The organism is Arthrobacter sp. 49Tsu3.1M3 (genome assembly GCF_900168135.1).
GTDB lineage: Bacteria > Actinomycetota > Actinomycetes > Actinomycetales > Micrococcaceae > Arthrobacter.
Window position 1 is genome coordinate 362,184 of record NZ_FUZD01000001.1, and the last position, 18,728, is coordinate 380,911.

The window sequence follows — 18,728 nt, forward strand, 5'->3', positions numbered from 1 at the left end:
CTTTCCGGCCAAGTTTACTTGAACCTTAAAGTTATAGGACCGGGTGGCAGTGGATGCAGGCGATGACCCCGCATGACGGCGGCGGGCGCGTCGGCGCGCACCCGCCCGGCCAGGCCGCCGGCCAGTGCCATCATGAGGGCGTGACTATCCCGAAAACCATCCTGTTGTTCGCCATCGCCGCCGTTGCCGAAATAGGTGGGGCCTGGCTCGTCTGGCAGTCCGTCCGCGAGGGCCGGGCCTGGTGGTGGGCCGGGCTGGGTGTCGTGGCGCTGGGCCTCTACGGCTTCGCCGCGACGCTGCAGCCGGACGCACACTTCGGGCGTATTCTGGCCGCGTACGGCGGCGTGTTCGTGGCCGGTTCACTGGCCTGGGGCATGATCTTCGACGGCTTCCGGCCCGACCGGTGGGACGTCCTGGGGTCAGTGATCTGCCTGTTCGGGGTCGCCATCATCATGTTCGCGCCCCGCGAGGCGGGATGACAGCTGCTGTACCCAGGAAAGGATCCAGTAACCATGACCCGATTCGTGATTGGCCCGGATGTGGCCCTTCACCTTGCCCTCGACAGGCCGGCGGTTTCCGATGATCACCAGCTGGTGGCGCCGACACTCCTCCGCTCGCAGGTGCTCTCGCTCCTGTACCAGTCAGTCCGGCGCGGCGACGTGACGCAGGCCGATGCCAACCGCCGGCTCGACTACGTCCGGGGCCTTCGCATCCGGCTCCTCGGCGACCGCGTCCTGCAACGCGCCGCGTGGAGCCTCGCCGAGGAACTGGGCTGGGATGACACCTTTGACGCCGAATACGTGGCCCTGGCCCGGCTTCAGGCAGACGCCTTTGTGACGCTCGACGCCGGGCTCGCCCGGTCCGTGCAGGGCCTCGTGACGCTCGCTGCACCTGAGGCGCTGCTCACGACGGCATAGGGCGGGGGCGGCCGCCTACCGCCCGGCAGTGCGTTCGAGCACCTGGCCGAGAATCCGCGCGCCCTCCCGGAAAGCACCCGGATTGGGTCCGGCGAAGTTCAGCCGGATGAACGGTCCGGCGGGTTCGGCCGGGAACCACTCGGTGCCGGCCGCGATGATGACCCCCGCGGCCTCGCAGTCCCCGACGAACTGGTCGACGTCGGTCCCGTCGGGAAGGCGGGCCCAGAGGTTGAGTCCGCCCGTGGGCACGTGCTCCACGTGGGCCAGCGGGGCAAGTTCCCGCAGGCTGCTGAGCATGAGATCACGGCGGGACTGGAGCTGAAGCCGCAGTCCGCGCAGGTGCGCCTGCCATCCCGGCTGCGTCACGACGTCGAGGGCGGCCGCCTGGAGAACACCGCTGACATACATGGACTCGGCGCCCCGGTCGGCCAGGATGCGATCACGTGCCGGGCCGCGGGCAATCACCGCGGCAATGCGTATGGCCGGGGACACGCTCTTGGTCAGTGAACGCAGATAGACGACATGGCCGGAATCGTCGAGGCTGGCAATGGGCACGGAATCCGTGGTGATGCCGAAGTCATGGGCCCAGTCATCCTCCACCAGGAACGCACCGTGTTCGCGCACCACGTCGAGCACCTGCTCGCGCAGGCGGGCGGGCCATTGCGCGCCGGTGGGATTCGCATAGTTCGGCTGTGCGTAGAACAGCCGCGCGCCGGTCTCGTCAAAGGCGCGGGCCAGGTCCTCGGGGTCCGGGCCTTCGGGGCCGCTGGGTACCGGAACAACCCGGACACCGGACTGCGCGGCGGCCTGGATCGCCCCCCAGTAGGTCGGGGATTCCACCAGGAGCGGCTGCCCGCTGCCGACGAGCGCCCGGAACACGGAACTGAGCCCGCCCTGGCTCCCCGGGAGTACGATCACGTCGCGCGGCGTTGGCGGTGCGACGCCGGCCGGGGTGGCAGCCCGGAGCTCGTGCGCGAACCAGGACTGCAGGTCAGGCAGGCCCGCGGCAGGCGGACGTGACAGGGCAGCCTCACCCCGGGCAGCCCGGGTCAGGGCCGCCCTGACCAGCCGCTCAGGCAGCAGTTCCCGGTCCGGATAGCCTGAATGGAAGGCGATGACGTCGTTTGGGGCGCTGCGCATCGCAGTGGAGACGGGGCGGAGCGGCGCCCGGGGCGATCCCAGCACCGTCGTCTGCCAGCCGTAGTCCGCGGGCCGGGCTGTACGAACGGCCCGCACGAACGTCCCGACGCCGGGGCGGCTCTCGATCAGGCCCTGCGCGGAGAGGGTCCGCAGGACCTTTTGCACAGTCACGGGGCTGGCCTGGTACTCGGCAACCAGGGAACGCGTGGAAGGCAGCCGGGCGCCTGGGGCGGCGGCCGCAATCCATTCCCGGAGCCGCGCCGCCATCCGCGAGGTGCTATCGTAAGACATGAAAGATAATAGTAGCGCTACACTTGTAATCGATCAACCGTTATCGTCCCGGCCGGCAACCGGACTGTGGTGGGGATTCGTCGGCGTCGCCGCATTCTCCTTCACTCTGCCGTTCACACGCGTGGCGGTTGCGGGGTTGTCTCCGCTATTCATCGGATCGGGCCGGGCTGTTGTTGCCACCGTGCTCGCCGCGTTCGCCCTCGCATTGACCCGGCAGCGCCTGCCCCGGGGCGCCCAGTGGGTGCATATTGCGGTGGTCGCCGGCGGGGTGGTGGTCGGATTCCCGCTGCTGACCTCGTTCGCCCTCACCTCGGTTCCCGCCAGCCACGGCGCGGTTGTTATTGCGCTACTCCCTGCGGCGACCGCAACCATGGCGGTGATCCGCGGCCACGAACGGCCGCCCACGTCTTTCTGGATGATCACCGGCGCGGGCGCAGTGGCGGCGATTGGTTTCGCCTCTGCGCAGTCCGGCGGCATCGGGCAACTGCAATTGGCCGACCTGCTGCTGTTCGGCGCCGTCCTCTCGGCGGCCATCGGCTACGCCGAAGGCGGCCTGCTGGCCCGCGAACTCGGCTCATGGCAGACCGTTTCCTGGGCCCTCGTTCTCGCCTCTCCCCTCATGGCCGGCATAGCGGCGTTCTCTATGGCCAGCCAGCCTCCCTCCGCTACTCCCGTGCAGTGGGCGGCCTTCGCATACCTGGGCGTCGTGAGCATGTTCTTCGGCTTCTTCGCCTGGTACCGCGGCCTGGCCATCGGACCGATGGCGCGGGTCAGCCAGATCCAGCTCGTCCAGCCGGTATTGAGCATCTGCTGGGCCGGGCTCCTACTGGGCGAAGACTTGACCTGGGCGACCATCATCGGCGGCACGGCGGTCATTCTCTGCGCCGGCCTGGCCGTCCGCTCCCGGCCGAGTGCGTCAAGGGCCGCGGGAGCGGCGGGAAGCAAAACGAAGGTGCTGGACAGCGCCAAGGACAACGCGAGGGACACTGTGACAGTGAAACAATCCGGCTGATCTGATCACCTGCCCCGCCCCGAAGCCGCCCAGCCCCAGACCGATCCGAAGGGAAGTTTCCGTGTACATCCCCGCACATTTCGCCGCCGGCCCCGATGCAGTCCGGCATCTGCTCACGCGCCCGTCCGCGGCCAACCTGGTCACCGCCACCGCGAAGGGCATGCTTGCCACGCTGCTGCCCTTCGTTTTCGACCCCTCGGCCGGTGAGCACGGTGCCCTGCACGCGCATCTGGCCCGCAACAACCCCCAATGGTCTGAACCAGCCCTCGGCGAATCGCTCGCCATTATCCAGGGCGCGGACGCCTACATCTCGCCGCGGTGGTACGCGTCGAAGGCGGAGCACAGACGGGTGGTTCCGACCTGGAACTACTCCACGGCCCACCTGTACGGCACCCTGGTCATCCACGACGATCCCGCCTGGCTCGCCAGCCATGTGAGGCGGCTGAGCAACCACAACGAGGCCGGCTCCGAGCGGCCCTGGACCGTCGAGGACGCCCCGGAACGCTACATTGCCGGCCAGTTGCGCGCGATCGTCGGCGTCGAGCTTCTCATCACGCGGATCGAGGCGAAGCACAAACTCAGCCAAAACCGGCCCGACGCCGATGTTGACGGTGTGGTGGCCGGGCTGCGGGCCCGCGGTGACCTGGAAAGCGCCGCGGACGTCGAAAGCGCGCGAGCACAGGCAGCGGAACAGATACAGTGCCCGCACTCCGGCAACGCCCCGGCCGGTCCTGCTTCCTGATCCTGGCACCGGACTGACCTGTACCTTGATGGCTGCTGGCTGACCCCGGCATCTGAGCCCGGCTCCGGCTGGACGCCGCCGGAACACAGAGTGCCCCCGGCTGCCCGTTTTCGCCGCGTTTTCGGACCGGTGCCTCGCAAAAGGTCCGGCGCTACGGGTTACCCGCAGCGCCGGACCTTTTGCGCGTCACGCGTCCGGTTCCGTAGCGGAATCCCGTGCCATCTCGTGGCCGAGGGTCAGCACCTGGAGCGCCAGGTCCCGCGAGTCCAGTTCCCCCGCTTCCAGATCCGCAGCGGCACGCAGGCCGCGCCATTGCACGACCGAGGTGCCCCGCAGGACAGTCGACCACAACGCTTCCACCGTCGACACGGCTTCTGTGGCGCCCTTGGGTCCCGAGACCAGCCAGCCGCTGCTGGTCGCGGCCACCTTCGGGGCTCCCGGCCAGGATTGGCTGGCGTCGTTGATCGTTTGGGCGACAATCAGGTGCTGCCGCAGCGTTCTGATCGGACCCAGGACAGGATCGCTCACCACTTTTCGTCCACAGGCACCGCACATATGAGCCTCCCTCCTAGGGCATGACGTCACCGGAGTTTGGCCCGAGTGTCTGTCCGACGTACAAGTTGCCGCCCGGATCGCTGGCCAAAAGCAGCGCCGTCGGCGCCACCTCGTCCGCCAGCCCGAAGCGCAGCAGCGGCAGCCCGGCACGCTTCGCCGCTTTCCACTCCTCCGAGATGCCGTCAACAAGGGGCGTCTCGATGGGGCCGGGGGCAATGTTGTTGACCAGCACGTTGTCGGCGGCCGTTTCCAGGGCCAGGGCCTTGGTCAGCCCCACGACTCCGGCTTTGGCGGCACTGTAGTGGCTGAGCCCGGTGCCCCCCTTGATGGCCAGCTGGGACGCGATATTGATGATCCTGCCCCACTTCTGCTGCCGCATCTCCCCCACCACCTCCCGGCAGCAGAGGAAGACACCGGTCAGGTCAACGGCAATCGTCTCGTTCCACATGGCAAGTGTCATGTCTTCCAGCGGCGATTCCGTCAGAAGACCGGCGCTGTTCACAAGAATGTCGATGCTGCCGAGCCGGGACCGTGCTGTGGCAAAGGCCGCCTTCACGCTCGCCTCGTCCGAGACGTCGACGGCGATGCTTCCCGCCGCGCCCGACCGGTCCAGGACGGCGACTCTGTCGCCGTTGGCGGTGAAGGCCTCGGCGATGGCCTTGCCGATCCCGCTGGCCCCGCCCGTGACCACTACAGCGCGGCCCTCCGTGTTTCGGGAGGCGTCAGGGTTGTTCATGGTTGTCCTTCCGGGGCCTTTCAGGCACGCATCTTGATGGTGAGACCGCCGTCGACAATCAGGGACTGGCCCGTGACGTAGACGGCATCATCCGAGGTCAGGAAACCGATCACGCTGGCAACTTCCTGGGGCCGTCCGACGCGGCCCCAGGGGATCTCCAGACCGGCGCGCTGCAGTCCCTCGGGGCCCAGAGAGTTCACCGGATCCAGGGACTGGGGAGTTTCGATCAGCCCGGGGATTACGGCGTTGGCGCGGATGCCGCGCGGCCCTAATTCGGCCGCCACACTGCGGATCAGCCCGAGCACGCCAGCCTTGGCGGCCGCGTAGTGGGCATGTTCCTCCCAGCCGTAGACGCCGCCGGCAATGGAAGATACGGCAACCAGCGCTCCGCCGTCGGTCATCTTCGCGGAACCGGCGCGCAGGGTCCGCATCACGCCGGTGAGGTCGACGTCGAGCATGTCGTGCCAGCGCTCATCGGTCATTTCCTCCAGCGGTGAGTTGCGCAGGATTCCGGCGTTGGCCACTGCGTAGTCCAGGCGGCCGTATTCCTGGACGGCGCGGTCGGCGAAAGCATCAACTGACGGGGTACTGCGGACGTCTACTTCGTGGATGACCCCCTGGCCGCCGGCGTCCTTCACCAAGCGAAGGGTTTCCTCCGGGTCATGCGGGTCACCGGGAAAGGTCCCAATCACGGTGTGCACGCCCCGCTGGGCGTAGTGGACCGCGAGGGCCCGTCCAATGCCGCTGGCCGCTCCTGTGATCACGGCCACCCTGTTCTCAGGCGTCATGGGGGTGGTCCTCAATAAGGGCTTCGGCCGGCGGCTTCGCGGCGATCATCAGCAGGCCGGAGAACAGCGTTCCGGCCGCGCCGACCCACAGGGCTGCAGCGCCGGTCCCCATGCTGGCGGCGGCAAGCGTGAACAGGAACCCGCCGAGAATGGTGCCCGGCTGGCTCATTGCACCGATGAAGGCTGTGCCGGTGGCACGGCAGCTGACCGGGTAGCACTCGGCCATGAAGTACTGGATCGCGGCGTACGGTCCCACCAGGAAGAACAGTCCGGCACCGTAGGTCAGGATAATCATGAAGGGGCTCTCGGCGAGGGGGCTGAGCATGATGGTGAATGAAATGCCGGAGAGAATCCAACCGCCAATGATGGTCCGCTTCCGGCCAATCTTGTCACCGAGCCACCCGTGGAAGACGTAGCCGAAGTACGCCAGCATGTTGATGACGATCAACATCCAGAAGGCATCGGAAAGTTCCACACCCTTGGCGTTCTTCAGGACGGAGCTGCCGAGAATGCTGAAGATCAGGATGCCGAAGAAGTTGAAGATCCAGGCCAGCGAGAAGACGATCGTGTTCCGGCGCAGATGCGGCTCCCAGATGCGCTTGAGCGGGGCCGCGGAGGAGTGCTCAACGCCGAAGGCATGGGCCAGAGCGTGGGCTTCCTCGGTCTTGCCGTGCTTCTCAAGCTGGGTCAGCTTGTGGTGCAGTTCGAACTGCGGCGTTTCTTTGAGCTTCTTGGAAATGAGCCGCACGATGATCACTGCAGGAACTGTCGCCATCAGGTACAGGGCGCGCCAGCCAAGGGACGGGAGGAAGACGAGTGCGAGGGCGCTGGCAAGCAGGAAGCCCAGCGGCCAGCCGCCTTGGATGAAGGAGTAGTGGAAGCCGGGGCGCTTGCGTTTGTCCGCGACTTCGGTGACCTGGTAGACCTCGTTCATGTAGGTCGCGTTGACGGCCTGCTCGGAGAATCCGAGCCCACCGAAGGAACGAACCAGAATCAACAGGCCGTTACTGAGGAACGGGATTCCGGTCGGGATCAGGGCTGTCAGGCCGGAGACAATGGCGGTTCCGCCGATAGTGGTCATCATGCCCTTGCGCCGGCCGAGCCGGTCAATGACGGGGCCGATTCCGAAGCAGACGATCGCGGTGCCGACGGCGATCCAGGTGTTGATTGCGTAGGCTTCGGTGGCGGTCCAGCCGAATTCCTGCTGCATGGCCGGCAAGAGGGTGCCGAAGAGTCCGAAGTCGAACACGGCGACGGTCCAGGCACATAGCGCCAAGACGGTGGCGACGGTTGTGTGGTGCTTGGAGAATACGGGGAAGCGGCGTTTTTCGTCCGGTCCGGGTTGCGTCAGATCGACGGCGGGCTGCTGGATGGTCATTACTGGTTTTCCTTTCGGGGGCTGCGGGCGAGGAAGGAGTCCGCGATCTGGTCGAACGTCAGCCAGCTGACGCCTTCATGGGAGTTGATGTGTTCGATGAGGCGCTCAAGCATGAGGAGCACCTGGGGGCGGCCCGAGACGTCCGGGTGGATGGTCATGGTGAAGACGGCCTGGTCCATTTCCCGGTACACCCAGTCGAACTGGTCGCGCCACATTTGTTCGATGTCCCGGGGGCTGACGAATCCGTGGGAGTTCGGGGCCGCCTTGATGAACATCATGGGAGGGAGGTCATCCAGATACCAGTTGGCGGGGATCTCCACGAGGTCGGTTTCGGTGCCCCTGACCAGAGGCTCCATCCAGGTTTCGGCGGCCTTGGTGTAGTCGATCTTTTTCCAGCTGTCGCCGACCCGGACGTAGTAGGGCTCAAAGTCCTTGTGCATCAGGGAGTGGTCGTACTTGATCCCGCGTTCGAGCAGGATCTCGTTGGTGACCGGGGAAAATTCCCACCAGGGAGCGACGTAGCCGGTGGGCCGTCGGCCGGAGACCTTCTCGATGAGTTCGATCGAGCGGTCCAGGATGGCGGTCTCCTGCTCGCGGGTCATGGCGATGGGGTTTTCATGCGAGTACCCGTGAACGCCGATTTCGTGCCCGGCATCGACGATCATCCGCGTCAGTTCCGGGAAAGTCTCGATCGAGTGGCCTGGCACGAACCAGGTGGCGGGCAGGCTGTACTTCTCGAAGAGCCGGATGATCCGGGGGCCGCCGACCTCGCCGCTGAACAGGCCGCGGGAGATATCGCAGGGCGAGTCCTCGCCCCCGTAGGAGCCGAGCATTCCGGCAACTGCGTCCACGTCGACACCGAACGCGACTTGGATGTCCTTAGTCATGAGATCAACCTTTCACTGCGCTTTTTGTTGAGGTTTGGCTTTTGTTGAGGTTTGGCTTTAGGGCGGGAATGAACCTAGTCAGGGGGCGTCCCCCGTTGGGCGAAGGTCTCCGCAATCCCGGCGGCGGGGGTACCGAGCCTCAGCAGGAGGCTCAGCAGGACCAGCGATTGGGATGGCCTGAGCAGCCCGGCGGGGATGGCACCGGCGGCGCGCAGATCCTCGCCGCCGCCGTCGCCGTACCGGGGCACCACGGCACCGGCTTCCACCCGGGTGCTGGTCACAACCACCACGCCGGCAGCGGTGGCCTGCGCGACTTCCTGGCACAGCACGCGGTTGGCGTTGCCCGTTCCAGTCCCCTGGAGCACGATCCCTGCCGCCCCGGCCTGGAGGGCAGCCCGCAGGAGCGTGGCGTCCGCTCCGGGATAGGCAGCAACGAGGTCCACGCGCGGCGCACCTGCGTTCGCGCCCGGCAGCGGCAACGGGGAAAGGCCGCGCCGTGCCGCCTGGATCTCGACCTCGCCGGAGTCGGACACCGATCCGACGGTACCGAAGTCCGGGTTGGCGAAGGCATCGAGGCTGGTTGTGTGGCGCTTGCGGACGCCGGCCGCGGGGAAGATGGTCCCGGCAAAGGCCAGCAGCACACCTGTTCCCCGCGCCCGCGGAGAACCGGCGACGGCGATGGCGCGGGAAAGATTGCCGGGTCCGTCCGGGGAGTCGGCGTCGGCGGCCTGCTGCGCTCCGGTGAACACGACCGGGCGGGGATCATCGTGGGTGAGGTCGACGAGATAGGCCGTTTCCTCCATCGTGTCCGTACCGTGGGTGACCACGACGCCCAGAACCTGCGGGTCGGCCAAGGCCTCCCGGATCGTGGCGCAGATGGCGATCATGTCGTCGACGGTCAGCAGGTACGAGCCTTTCCGGAAAACGTCGATCACGCGGACCGGATGGGCCGCTGGCACCCCCATGCTGGCGAACACCTGCTCCCCCGTGTCGGAGGCCACGGCGGCTCCCCCGGCCTCGGACGCACGGGAGGAAATGGTTCCTCCCGTGGCCAGCAGTACCACGTGCGGCCCGGCCAAATCTTTGACTGTCATTTCCACTCCGCTTGTTCTGCATCCGCTTCCGGGTGCCTACCCAATCGATTGGGTTGTTGACTAAAAGTTATCCTTGCCATGTTTCCCGCATGTGCTCCCGGAAGTTTCAAGGGGGTAAATACTTCACCGCCGAGTGCCGGGATTCCGCCTACCCAATCGATTGGGTATGCCGTGCGAATGACTATAGAATGTGATGTGCAACACGTCAAGGGTGCCTGGGCCGGAGATCCAGTCATCATCAGGCACTCTTGGTGATGACGACCTTTTGAGCTGAGGCAGGGGAATGAATGGAAGAGAGTACGGCCGGCGGCCGCACAGTGACGCTGAAGGATCTCGCGAGCGAGCTCGGCATCCACCCTTCGACCGTGTCCAGGATCCTGCATTCGGGCTCCGACGTGGCGCGAGGGGCAGCTTCCGTGGCTACGGCCGAACGTGTGCGCGAGCTGGCGCGGAAGCGCGGCTACTCCCCCGACCCGCAGGCCGCCGGGCTGCGGACGCGGCGCACGCACCTCATGGGCGTGATCGTGCCCCGGCTTTCGGACCTCGTTCTGGCGATCATGTACGAGGGCATTGACGAGGCAGCGGCGGAACTGGGCTACTCCACGTTTGTCATGAACTCCCGCGACGATCCGGAGGAACAACGGCGCAAGACGGACTCCATGCTGGCCCGACGCGTGGACGGGCTGATCATCGGCGACGCACACCTGGACAGCGGCCTGCTGCGGGAGCTGGCCGCCCGGAAGGTGCCGTTTGTGCTCATGAACCGCCGCGTCCCGGGCTTCCCGTCGGCCACCTGCGACGACGTCCTTGGCGGTGAGCTTGTGGCGGAGCACCTGTGGAGCACGGGGCACCGGAACGTCGCCGTGATCGCCGGCGAGCCCTATGCCAGCACGGCCGTCGACCGGACGGCCGGCTTCGTGGACCGCTGGCGTGCGCTGGGCGGGAAGATTCCCCGGAATGCCGTGGTTTGGTCCCGGTTTGATACCGCCGGCGGACGGGAAGCGGCCGAGACCATTCTGGCTCACTGCAACCCCCGCCCGACGGCACTGTTCGCCGTCAACGACTTCGCGGCCATAGGCGCGATGGGAGCCTTGAGGTCCCATGGACTCGGCGTCGGCCGCGACGTGGCCGTGGTGGGCTTCAACGACACCTCCCTGGCCGCGGAACTTCCCATCCCACTCTCTTCGGTCCGCTCGCCCATGTTGGATATCGGGCGGACTGCGGTGCAGCTCCTCAAAGGCGTGCTGGACGGCCGGAAGGTCGAACCGGTCAGGCTGAAGCCGGTCCTGTGCGTGCGGGAAAGCAGCGCCTTCGGCATCGCGGTGTGACACTGCAAGAGAATCCTCCTGTCAGTCGAATCAGTGAGTGGAATCGGAGGCCATACCGGCCCGCGCCATCCATCCATAGTCCAACCGTGCAGGCTCCAAGACCATGAGTTGAGGAGCCCATGAGTTGAGATTAGTGATCCGACTCACAGCGTCATATCGGAGGTTTGCCCAAGATTGGGACTACTTTTCGTGCAAACTGCCCAGTTGCTTAGCGGGCGGCCGCAACGATGCCGAGGGCGAGCATGCACGTGGCGCGGACTTCGCCATCGGACAGGTCCAGTTTCAGCAGCTCCTCGATTTTCCGCAGCCGGTAGCTCAGCGTGTTCCGGTGGATGAAGAGTTCATCGCAGATCTTCGCGGAGTTCCCGCTGTGGCGCAGGTACGCGCCGAAGGTCTCCCGCAGCGAGCTGCCGCCGTCGGAGGCCAGCGGCGCCAGCAGTCGCTGGCACATCGCCACCAGCCCCGGGCTGGGCAGTCCCTGCACAATGCCGGCGAGATCGGCCAGCGGCGCCTGGTGCACCCCGGGCCGTCCCACATGACGGCGGGCAAGCTGAAGCGCCAGCGGCAGTTCGCTGAGGCCAGCAGCTTCCGAGACGATGACGGACAGTTCCGGGGCGTCCGTAAAGAATCCCCGTGCCGCATCCAGCAGGTCGGCCGCCGAGTGCCGGTGCTGCAGCAAGAGAGTCGTGAGTCCGGCCTCTTCCATGAACCGCACCGTGCCGAACCCGGCCTGCAGACCCACCCGGGCGCGCCATGCTATGGCGCGCAGCTTTGCTGAGGCCACCTTTTCTGAGCCGCCGATCAGCACCGCACCCCAGTCGCTGTCAGGATCGAAGCCGGACTCGAGGGCGTAGCGGCGCAGCGGCGTGGACGGCTCGCCGCGGTCCTCATAAAGCGCCTCCATGAAACGTGCGGCTTCCCGGGAATGCAGGGGCGAATGGGACCCGAGGGTATAGCTAAGCTGCATAGCGATGACGGCGGCCACGGGGCCCAGAATGGGCTGCAGCACAATATTGCTCCCGATCCCCTCGATGGCAAGCCTGAACTGCTCGGACTCACCGCTGGGAAGGCGCAACGCGGTCCGCGTGGTCCCGCCATGGGCCGCTCCCGCGGAAACAAGCTCGAAGCCGTTCTGGTCGATCACGGCCACCCTCGCATCGATGGCATCCGCCACCCTCTCCAGCACCTCCGCCAGGGAATGCCCGTCGGCCGCCAACCGGGTGCATTGGTCCGCCAGTTCCCAGCCCTTCCGCAACTCCTCATAACGCTCGGCGGCGATGACCCGCTCCACGTGCCGCATGACCAACACAAAGGGCACCTCCGGCGCGAGCTCCAGCAGGGGCAGGCCGTGTATCTCGCAGGCACGGAGCAGGCCGGCCGGCAGCTCGCTGTGCGCCGCGCCCAGGCCGAACGCCAGCCCAGAGACGGGGACGGAAACCAGCCGTTCTACGTAGGCGTCCCAGGTCCTGAAGTCCTTGATGTTCAGGCCCATCCCGTTGGTCAGCACCAGGGCGTTCACGCTGAGGAAGGGCGTGGGGTCCATGTGTTCGGTGGGAGCGCACCAGGTGATGGGCCGGGCCAGTCGGCCCTCGCCGCCCGCAACCCGGAGCCGGATGTTGAGATCGGCGTCGTCTGCTAAATCTGAAATTCGCACGGGACCCTCCCACTACGGCGGGCGTCCCCCACCGGACAGTGCAATAACCATAATTGATGCCCGCAGATTCAGCGACCTGCACAATATCGGGCACGTGAATTGCTGAGTAGCGTTGCACCCATGCAAACCAATGTGACTCCCGACACCTCCCCTGACGCCTCGTCCAACGGCGCGCCTGCACAACGGAAAGTCCTCTTGAACTCCGATATGGGCGAAGGCCTCGGCCTCCACGAGTTCGGCAACGACGAAGAACTCATGCGCATCATCGACGTCGCCAACGTGGCCTGTGGGTATCACGCCGGCGATCCCGACGTCATGGAACGGACCGTGGCGCTGGCTGCAGAGCACGGCGTGGCAGTCGGAGCGCACCCCGGCCTGCCCGACTTTGTGGGGTTTGGACGCCGCCGAATGGTGCTCACCCCGGCGGAGGTCGAGTCGATCATCCTGTACCAGACCGGGGCCCTGACGGCGTTCCTCGCGAAGCACGGGCTGGCACTGAACCACATCAAGCCGCACGGCGCCCTCTACGGCATGCTGGCCGGCGACGAGGAACTAATGCAGGCCGCCGCCGGCACAGCCTTGCAGTTCGGCGTTCCGTTCTTCGGGCTCGCGGGGACCGCCCACGAGAGCGTGTGCCGCGCCATGGGGGTGGACTTCGTGCCCGAACTCTACGTTGACCTCAACTACGGCCCGGCCGGTGAGCTGCTGATCCAGCGCCGCCCGGCGCCCACCGACCCCGACGCCGCCGCCGAGCGTGTCAGCAGGGCGCTGGCCGGCAAACCAGTCCTCGCTGTTGACGGCACCGAACTGGACATCCAGTTCCAAAGCATCTGCGTCCACTCCGACGCACCCAATTCTGTCGCAGTGGCCACAGCAGTGCGTGCGGTCCTGGGCTGAACCGATCTATCCAAACCATCTGAAAGAGAGCATCCCGTGGCAACCATCGTTTCCCCGCTCCCCGGCGTCTTTTACCGCAAGCCCGGCCCTGGCAAGCCGCCTTTCGCCAATGAAGGCGACGCCATCGAGGTCGGACAGACCCTCGGCATTATCGAAATCATGAAGCAGTTCACCGAAATCCAGTCCGATGTGGCCGGCACGCTGGAGTCGTTTGAGGTCAACGAGGGCGACATGGTCAACCCAGGCGACGCAATCGTCGTCGTCCGGGAAGGATAGCCATGAAGAGACTGCTCATCGCCAACCGCGGCGAGATCGCCGTTCGCATCGCCCGGACCGCCCGTGAAATGGGCGTCGAAACATTCGTGGTGGCCAGCGAGGCCGACGTCGAATCCTTGGCTGCCCGGTCCGCTGACCACGTCGTCGTCGTGGGTCCGGCGCCTGCCACCGCCAGCTACCTGAACCAGGACGCCATCGTCGCCGCTGCCGTGGACAACGGCTGCGATGCCGTCCATCCGGGTTACGGGTTCCTCTCCGAGAATGCTGACTTCGCCCGGAAGGTCGCTGATGCGGGCCTGATCTGGGTGGGGCCGCGTGCGGACGCCATCGCGATGATGGGCAATAAGTCCTTGGCGCGGGAATCGGCCCGGAAGGCTGGCGTCCCCGTGCTCCGTGGCTCGGACGGCCCCCTCGATCCGGCGGCCGATGCCGTAGCAATCGCCCGCGGCATCGGCTACCCGCTCGTGATCAAGGCCTCCGCCGGCGGCGGCGGCCGGGGCATCCGCTTTGTGCACAGCGAGGGCAAGCTCCTGGAATCCATTGAGCAGACGCGCGGCGAAGCGGCTGCTGTCTTCGGCGATCCGACGGTCTACCTGGAACGCTTTGTCCAGCATGCCCGTCACGTGGAGGTACAGGTCCTCGGCGATGGAACAAACTTCATCCATCTTGGGGACCGCGACTGCTCCATGCAACGGCGCTCCCAGAAGGTCATTGAAGAAGCACCGGCGCCGGACCTCCCCGACCACGTCCGCCAGAAAATCCGGGAATCCTCCGTGGAACTCGCCCGCGAGTGCGGCTACAGCGGCGCCGGAACGGTCGAATTCCTCTATGACCCAGTCAACCATGAAGCGGCGTTCATTGAAATGAACACCCGTATCCAGGTTGAGCACCCGATCACCGAGCAAATCACGGGCGTCGATCTGATCCGCGAACAGCTGCAGATCGCGTTCACCGGGGAGATGTCACTCCGCCAGGACGGCATCGCATTCAATGGCCACTCCATCGAATGCCGTATCAATGCCGAGGACCCCGACCACCACTTCTTCCCCAGCCCCGGCCTCATCACGGCCATGGACTGGCCCGCGGGCACTGGCATCAGGGTGGACACCGGGGTGGAGGCCGGTTCCACGGTCACTCCGTACTACGACTCCCTGCTGGCCAAGCTGATTGTGCACGCAGACACGCGCGAGGCGGCCATTGAGGCGATGCTGACGGCCCTGGATGAGACCCACATCGAAGGCGTCAAAACCACGGTCCCGGTGCACAAGAAGCTGCTGAGCCGGCCCGAATTTGCGGCCGTCACCCATCACTCGAAATTCCTTGAAACCGTCCCCGATCTGATGGAGGCACAATGAGCAGCAGCCCGGAACCCGCCGTGTTGGAGGCCCGCTACACCTGGGGCGGAGACGAATTCCTGTTCGTTGAGGTCGCGGAGGCCATGAGCCTGGCCGCCAATTTCAGGGTGATGTCCATAGCAGCGAAGCTTTCGGCCATGCAGCTGCCCGGCATCGTGGACGTCTGTCCCGCCAACGCCTCGCTGCTGGTGCGGTTCGACCCCGATGTCCTGCCGCCGTCGACCCTTGAAGAGACCGTCCGGAGCATTGAAGGGGATCTGGCGCACCATCACGACCATTCGCTGGAAACCCGGATCGTCGAGGTCCCGGTCTGGTACGAAGACCCGTTCACGGCGGAAGTGGCCGAGCGATTCCGCGAAGGATTCCATCAGGAGCCCGGCGGCACCGACATTGACTACGCAGCCAAGGTCAACAACCTCAAGGATGCCGCCGAATTCATTCAGCGCCACCATGAGCAACCATGGCTTGTCTCCATGGTTGGCTTCGTCGCAGGCCTCCCGTTCCTCTTCCAGCTGGTGGAACAGGAAAAGCAACTCGAGGTACCCAAGTATCTGAGTCCGCGCACCGATACCCCGAAACTGACCGTGGGCCACGGCGGCTGCTTCGGCTGCATCTACTCCGTGCGCGGTGCCGGCGGCTACCAGATGTTCGGGGTCGCTGCCGCGCCCATCTTCGATCCCGCCCAGTCCCTGGCCGATTTCAAGGACTTCATGGTGTTCTTCAAGCCAGGCGACATCGTGAAGTTCAAGCCCGTCACCGAGGCCGAATACAACACCATCCAGGCTGAGATCTCCGCCGGGACGTTCCGCTACCGGCAGGTGCCCGTGACATTTGATCTGTCCAAGGCGCTGGCGGATCCCGATGGCTACAACCAGGAACTCATGGAGGCCCTCAATGGCGTTTGACATAAAGAACCCCGGCCTGGCCACCACGGTCCAGGACCAGGGACGCACCGGCCACTACAACGTGGGCATCCCGCAGAGCGGTTCCCTGGACCAATACTCGGCCGAACTCGGCAATGCCCTGGTGGGCAACACCGCCAAGGAAGCCGTCCTCGAATGCACGTACCTGGGCCCGGTGCTGACCACCGACCAGGATGCCGTCGTCGCCGTCACCGGTGCACCGGTTGAGGTCAAGGTCAACGGCGACGCCCGGCCCCAGTGGACCCGGCTGCAGCTGAAGGCCGGCGACGAACTCAGCTTCGGGGTCATCCGGGGAGGCACGCGCTACTACATCGCGGTCCAGGGCGGCATCGATGTTCCCGAGGTGCTCGGCAGCCGGTCCACCTACAGCCTCGGCGCGATCGGCGGGTTCCAGGGCCGCAAGCTGGAGGCCGGTGACCACGTTCCGGTGGGCGCCCCGGTCAACGCCGGAGCCCTGCCCGACGCCGATACAGTTCCGGAGGAATTCCGTCCCCTCTTCGCCAAGGAACAGGCCGTCCGGATCGTCCTGGGCCTGTACGACCACCGGCTCACCGAGGAAGGATTGGACAATCTCCTCCACAGCGAGTGGAAGGTGACCCCGGTGGCTGACCGGATGGGGCTGAGGTACTCAGGTCCCGGGGTGCAGTGGAAGGAGCGGGAGCAGCCATTCGGCGCCGGCTCCGATCCGTCCAACATCGTGGATGCCGGCTATGCCGTCGGGTCCATCCAGATTCCCGGCGGCACCCAGCCGATCATCCTGCACCGCGATGCCGTCTCCGGCGGCGGTTACGCCATGGTGGGCACGGTCATCAGCGCCGACATGGATCTGGTGGCCCGCGCCGCCCCCGGTACGTCCACCAGGTTCGTGGCCATCAGCCTGGACGAGGCCCTTGTGGCACGCAAGGAACTCGCCGAGCTCAAGCGGAACGCCCGGGCGGCCATCGGCGCCGGTGGCTGAGTAGCGGCCGGCGGACAGGCAGACTATGGCCGATGGCTCCGGCACAGGAGCCTTGTGCTTCTGCGCCTGCGGGTCCTTACTGGTGGGAGGAGACCCGGCCGCCCGCCATCAGGGCGCGACATCGCAAGGATCCAGCTCCCGGTTCGACGGTTTGGGGCGGCAGGTGCTCCAACCGTCGAACCTGGATCTAGGAGGACAGTCATGTTCGCTCGCGTCAGCACGTACCAGCCCGGCCCGGACAGCTCCGGGGCACCCACAGACGACACCGTCAGCCGGGTGCTCCAGCTGCCGGGATGCCTGGGCATCTATTACCTCCTGGGGAAGGACAGCAAGTCACTGTCAATCACGCTGTGGGAGGACGAGGCGGCTCTCGCCGGCAGCCAGGAGGCCGCAGCCAAGATCCGCACCGAGACCAGTGCGGAGCAGCACATGCAGATCCTGGGCGTGGAGGAATTCGAAGTGCTGACCAGGCAGCTCAAGGATTGAGCGTCAGGACGGGCCGTAGCCAAGGGTTAAGGACGACCGGCGGAAGTCGGTCTGCCACACATCCGTGTCCTGCCCGTCGGCGTCGGTGAGGACGTATTCGGGCCAGCGGTCAAACGCGGAGCAGGGATGGGATATCCCGAAATCCACGGTGTCGGTGACATCCACTCCGGACACCCCGGTAAGCACCGCGTGATGGTCGAAGAGACTGTGCACCTCTGCGGTTGCGGCGGGCTTGAGGGCCCCCTCCGCGGTCCGGACCGAGAGGACGCTGGGCAGTCCGGCGTCGTAGGGAAGGTCCCGTTTGCCGGCACCGACGACGGCCATCCCGTCTTCGGGGGTGGACAGGACAATCGCGCGAACGGACAGCGCCGGAATGAGTCCCGGAACGGGGCTGACCGCGGCATAGGTGCCGTGGTCGTGGGTGACGTAGCACCCTGACCGCAGAATAGTTCGCGTTCCGGGCACCTGGCCGCGGCCGGGAAGGAACTCAACCACGCGGTCCGGGAACGCGGAGCCACCCATGGAGTAGATGGGAGTGGCGGTCTGAAATAAGTTCGCCGCTTCCAGATAGATGTCCCGCACCAGCCGGCAGTGCCGGTCAACCGCTGTGACGTTATCCTCGGCCCGGCTGTTAGGCACGACGCCTTCATACCCGGCAACACCCACCAGCCTCAGTCCCGGCGTGGCACGGACCAGCCCGGCCAGCCGCAGACCCTCGGTCAGGCTGCGGATGCCGGTGCGCCCGCCGGGAGTTCCGACGTCGATCAGCACCTCCAGGTCGGCCGCCGCGCCCTCGAAGATCTCGGAGGCCATGTGCACGCCGGCTGCCGAATCGACGAAGCAGCGGATTTCCCGGGCGGGATCTTCCTCCAGCCAGGCGCGGACACGTGTTAGTCCGAACCTGTCGACGATCTCGTTGGCGACGAGGACGTGCTGATGACCCCAGCGCAGTGCCGAGGCGACTTGATCCACGGTGGCGACGGTGACGCCGACAGCGCCGGCAGCCAGCTGCCGCTCGATGATCGGTGCCGACATCGTCGTCTTCACATGGGGAGCGAGTTCGACGCCCCGCTCCAGGCACCACGCCGCCATGATGCCGATGTTGTTCTCGAGGGCTGCGCTGTTGAGCCGCAGTTGCGGATACGCCGGGGCCGTGGGGGACGTTGCCGCGAAGTCCGCATCGGTTCCGTCCGATCGTCCGGTCAGCCTGCTCACACGTATCCCCTGTTCTTCGGTCCCAAAAAATGCTGCTTTGACTCCGACAAATCTACTGGAGTGATGTGCTTCCGGCGGCACGCCCTGGCACGGGCC

At 66.1% G+C, this 18,728-nt stretch carries 20 protein-coding genes; 11 read left to right on the plus strand and 9 right to left on the minus strand.

Features of this window, described 5'->3' with window-relative positions:
* Nucleotides 1–140: 140 nt before the first annotated feature.
* Together B5X90_RS01775 and B5X90_RS01780 are read left to right on the plus strand one after the other, a co-directional pair.
* Entirely contained in the window at nucleotides 141–479 is a 339-nt protein-coding gene (locus B5X90_RS01775) for a YnfA family protein (protein ID WP_079549991.1), read from the plus strand.
* 33 nt (nucleotides 480–512) lie between these two features.
* Nucleotides 513–917, plus strand: coding sequence for a type II toxin-antitoxin system VapC family toxin (locus tag B5X90_RS01780; RefSeq protein WP_079549785.1), 405 nt, complete (start codon nucleotides 513–515; stop codon nucleotides 915–917).
* 15 nt (nucleotides 918–932) lie between these two features.
* Here B5X90_RS01780 and B5X90_RS01785 read toward each other — a convergent pair whose 3' ends face one another.
* Nucleotides 933–2,348, minus strand: a complete 1,416-nt coding sequence (locus tag B5X90_RS01785; protein WP_079549786.1) for an aminotransferase-like domain-containing protein — start codon at nucleotides 2,346–2,348, stop codon at nucleotides 933–935.
* On the opposite strand from B5X90_RS01785, the gene B5X90_RS01790 reads away from it, so the two are divergent.
* Entirely contained in the window at nucleotides 2,347–3,360 is a 1,014-nt protein-coding gene (locus tag B5X90_RS01790) for a DMT family transporter (protein ID WP_079549787.1), read from the plus strand. The genes B5X90_RS01785 and B5X90_RS01790 overlap by 2 nt on opposite strands.
* Nucleotides 3,361–3,421: 61 nt before the next feature.
* Nucleotides 3,422–4,102, plus strand: a complete 681-nt coding sequence (locus B5X90_RS01795) for an FMN-binding negative transcriptional regulator (protein WP_079549788.1) — start codon at nucleotides 3,422–3,424, stop codon at nucleotides 4,100–4,102.
* A 186-nt stretch (nucleotides 4,103–4,288) separates the two neighbouring features.
* Here B5X90_RS01795 and B5X90_RS01800 read toward each other — a convergent pair whose 3' ends face one another.
* The 6 genes from B5X90_RS01800 to B5X90_RS01825 all read right to left on the minus strand — a co-directional run bounded on the left by B5X90_RS01800 (nucleotide 4,289) and on the right by B5X90_RS01825 (nucleotide 9,540).
* On the minus strand, nucleotides 4,289–4,630 hold the full coding sequence (locus B5X90_RS01800; protein ID WP_143264614.1) for a hypothetical protein: 342 nt from the start codon (nucleotides 4,628–4,630) through the stop codon (nucleotides 4,289–4,291).
* 40 nt (nucleotides 4,631–4,670) lie between these two features.
* Nucleotides 4,671–5,393, minus strand: a complete 723-nt coding sequence (locus B5X90_RS01805) for an SDR family NAD(P)-dependent oxidoreductase (protein ID WP_079549790.1) — start codon at nucleotides 5,391–5,393, stop codon at nucleotides 4,671–4,673.
* Nucleotides 5,394–5,413: 20 nt separating this feature from the next.
* Complete coding sequence (locus B5X90_RS01810) at nucleotides 5,414–6,181, minus strand: SDR family NAD(P)-dependent oxidoreductase (RefSeq protein ID WP_079549791.1); 768 nt, start codon at nucleotides 6,179–6,181, stop codon at nucleotides 5,414–5,416.
* Nucleotides 6,171–7,559 (minus strand): MFS transporter, encoded by a 1,389-nt coding sequence (locus tag B5X90_RS01815; protein WP_079549792.1) that lies wholly within the window; start codon nucleotides 7,557–7,559, stop codon nucleotides 6,171–6,173. The genes B5X90_RS01810 and B5X90_RS01815 overlap by 11 nt, the downstream gene beginning before the upstream one ends.
* Nucleotides 7,559–8,446, minus strand: coding sequence for a polysaccharide deacetylase family protein (locus B5X90_RS01820; RefSeq protein ID WP_079549793.1), 888 nt, complete (start codon nucleotides 8,444–8,446; stop codon nucleotides 7,559–7,561). Before B5X90_RS01820 ends, B5X90_RS01815 begins: the two co-directional genes overlap by 1 nt.
* 74 nt (nucleotides 8,447–8,520) lie before the next feature.
* Nucleotides 8,521–9,540, minus strand: a complete 1,020-nt coding sequence (locus B5X90_RS01825) for an asparaginase (RefSeq protein ID WP_179129007.1) — start codon at nucleotides 9,538–9,540, stop codon at nucleotides 8,521–8,523.
* Nucleotides 9,541–9,827: 287 nt separating this feature from the next.
* Between B5X90_RS01825 and B5X90_RS01830 the strand changes: the two genes are divergently transcribed.
* The gene (locus B5X90_RS01830) at nucleotides 9,828–10,868 is read left to right on the plus strand and encodes a LacI family DNA-binding transcriptional regulator (RefSeq protein WP_079549794.1); all 1,041 of its coding nucleotides are present in this window, start codon (nucleotides 9,828–9,830) and stop codon (nucleotides 10,866–10,868) included.
* Nucleotides 10,869–11,076: 208 nt separating this feature from the next.
* On the opposite strand, the gene B5X90_RS01835 is transcribed toward B5X90_RS01830, so the two are convergent.
* Nucleotides 11,077–12,522 (minus strand): PucR family transcriptional regulator, encoded by a 1,446-nt coding sequence (locus B5X90_RS01835; RefSeq protein WP_079549795.1) that lies wholly within the window; start codon nucleotides 12,520–12,522, stop codon nucleotides 11,077–11,079.
* A 120-nt stretch (nucleotides 12,523–12,642) separates the two neighbouring features.
* Between B5X90_RS01835 and pxpA the strand changes: the two genes are divergently transcribed.
* The 6 genes from pxpA (at nucleotide 12,643) to B5X90_RS01865 (ending at nucleotide 17,417) form a co-directional block, all read left to right on the plus strand.
* Entirely contained in the window at nucleotides 12,643–13,419 is a 777-nt protein-coding gene (pxpA, locus tag B5X90_RS01840; protein ID WP_079549796.1) for a 5-oxoprolinase subunit PxpA, read from the plus strand.
* Between the two features lie 36 nt (nucleotides 13,420–13,455).
* Complete coding sequence (locus tag B5X90_RS01845) at nucleotides 13,456–13,695, plus strand: acetyl-CoA carboxylase (protein ID WP_028276237.1); 240 nt, start codon at nucleotides 13,456–13,458, stop codon at nucleotides 13,693–13,695.
* A 2-nt stretch (nucleotides 13,696–13,697) separates the two neighbouring features.
* Complete coding sequence (locus tag B5X90_RS01850; RefSeq protein ID WP_079549797.1) at nucleotides 13,698–15,050, plus strand: acetyl-CoA carboxylase biotin carboxylase subunit; 1,353 nt, start codon at nucleotides 13,698–13,700, stop codon at nucleotides 15,048–15,050.
* Nucleotides 15,047–15,955, plus strand: a complete 909-nt coding sequence (locus tag B5X90_RS01855; protein ID WP_079549798.1) for a 5-oxoprolinase subunit B family protein — start codon at nucleotides 15,047–15,049, stop codon at nucleotides 15,953–15,955. The genes B5X90_RS01850 and B5X90_RS01855 overlap by 4 nt, the downstream gene beginning before the upstream one ends.
* On the plus strand, nucleotides 15,945–16,931 hold the full coding sequence (locus tag B5X90_RS01860) for a 5-oxoprolinase subunit C family protein (RefSeq protein ID WP_079549799.1): 987 nt from the start codon (nucleotides 15,945–15,947) through the stop codon (nucleotides 16,929–16,931). Before B5X90_RS01855 ends, B5X90_RS01860 begins: the two co-directional genes overlap by 11 nt.
* Before the next feature lie 201 nt (nucleotides 16,932–17,132).
* Nucleotides 17,133–17,417 (plus strand): hypothetical protein, encoded by a 285-nt coding sequence (locus B5X90_RS01865; RefSeq protein ID WP_079549800.1) that lies wholly within the window; start codon nucleotides 17,133–17,135, stop codon nucleotides 17,415–17,417.
* A gap of 3 nt (nucleotides 17,418–17,420) precedes the next feature.
* Here the strand turns inward: B5X90_RS01865 and B5X90_RS01870 are convergent, their stop codons facing one another.
* Nucleotides 17,421–18,632: an alanine racemase gene (locus B5X90_RS01870; RefSeq protein WP_079549801.1), complete on the minus strand. Its 1,212-nt coding sequence runs from the start codon at nucleotides 18,630–18,632 to the stop codon at nucleotides 17,421–17,423.
* Nucleotides 18,633–18,728 lie beyond the last annotated feature (96 nt).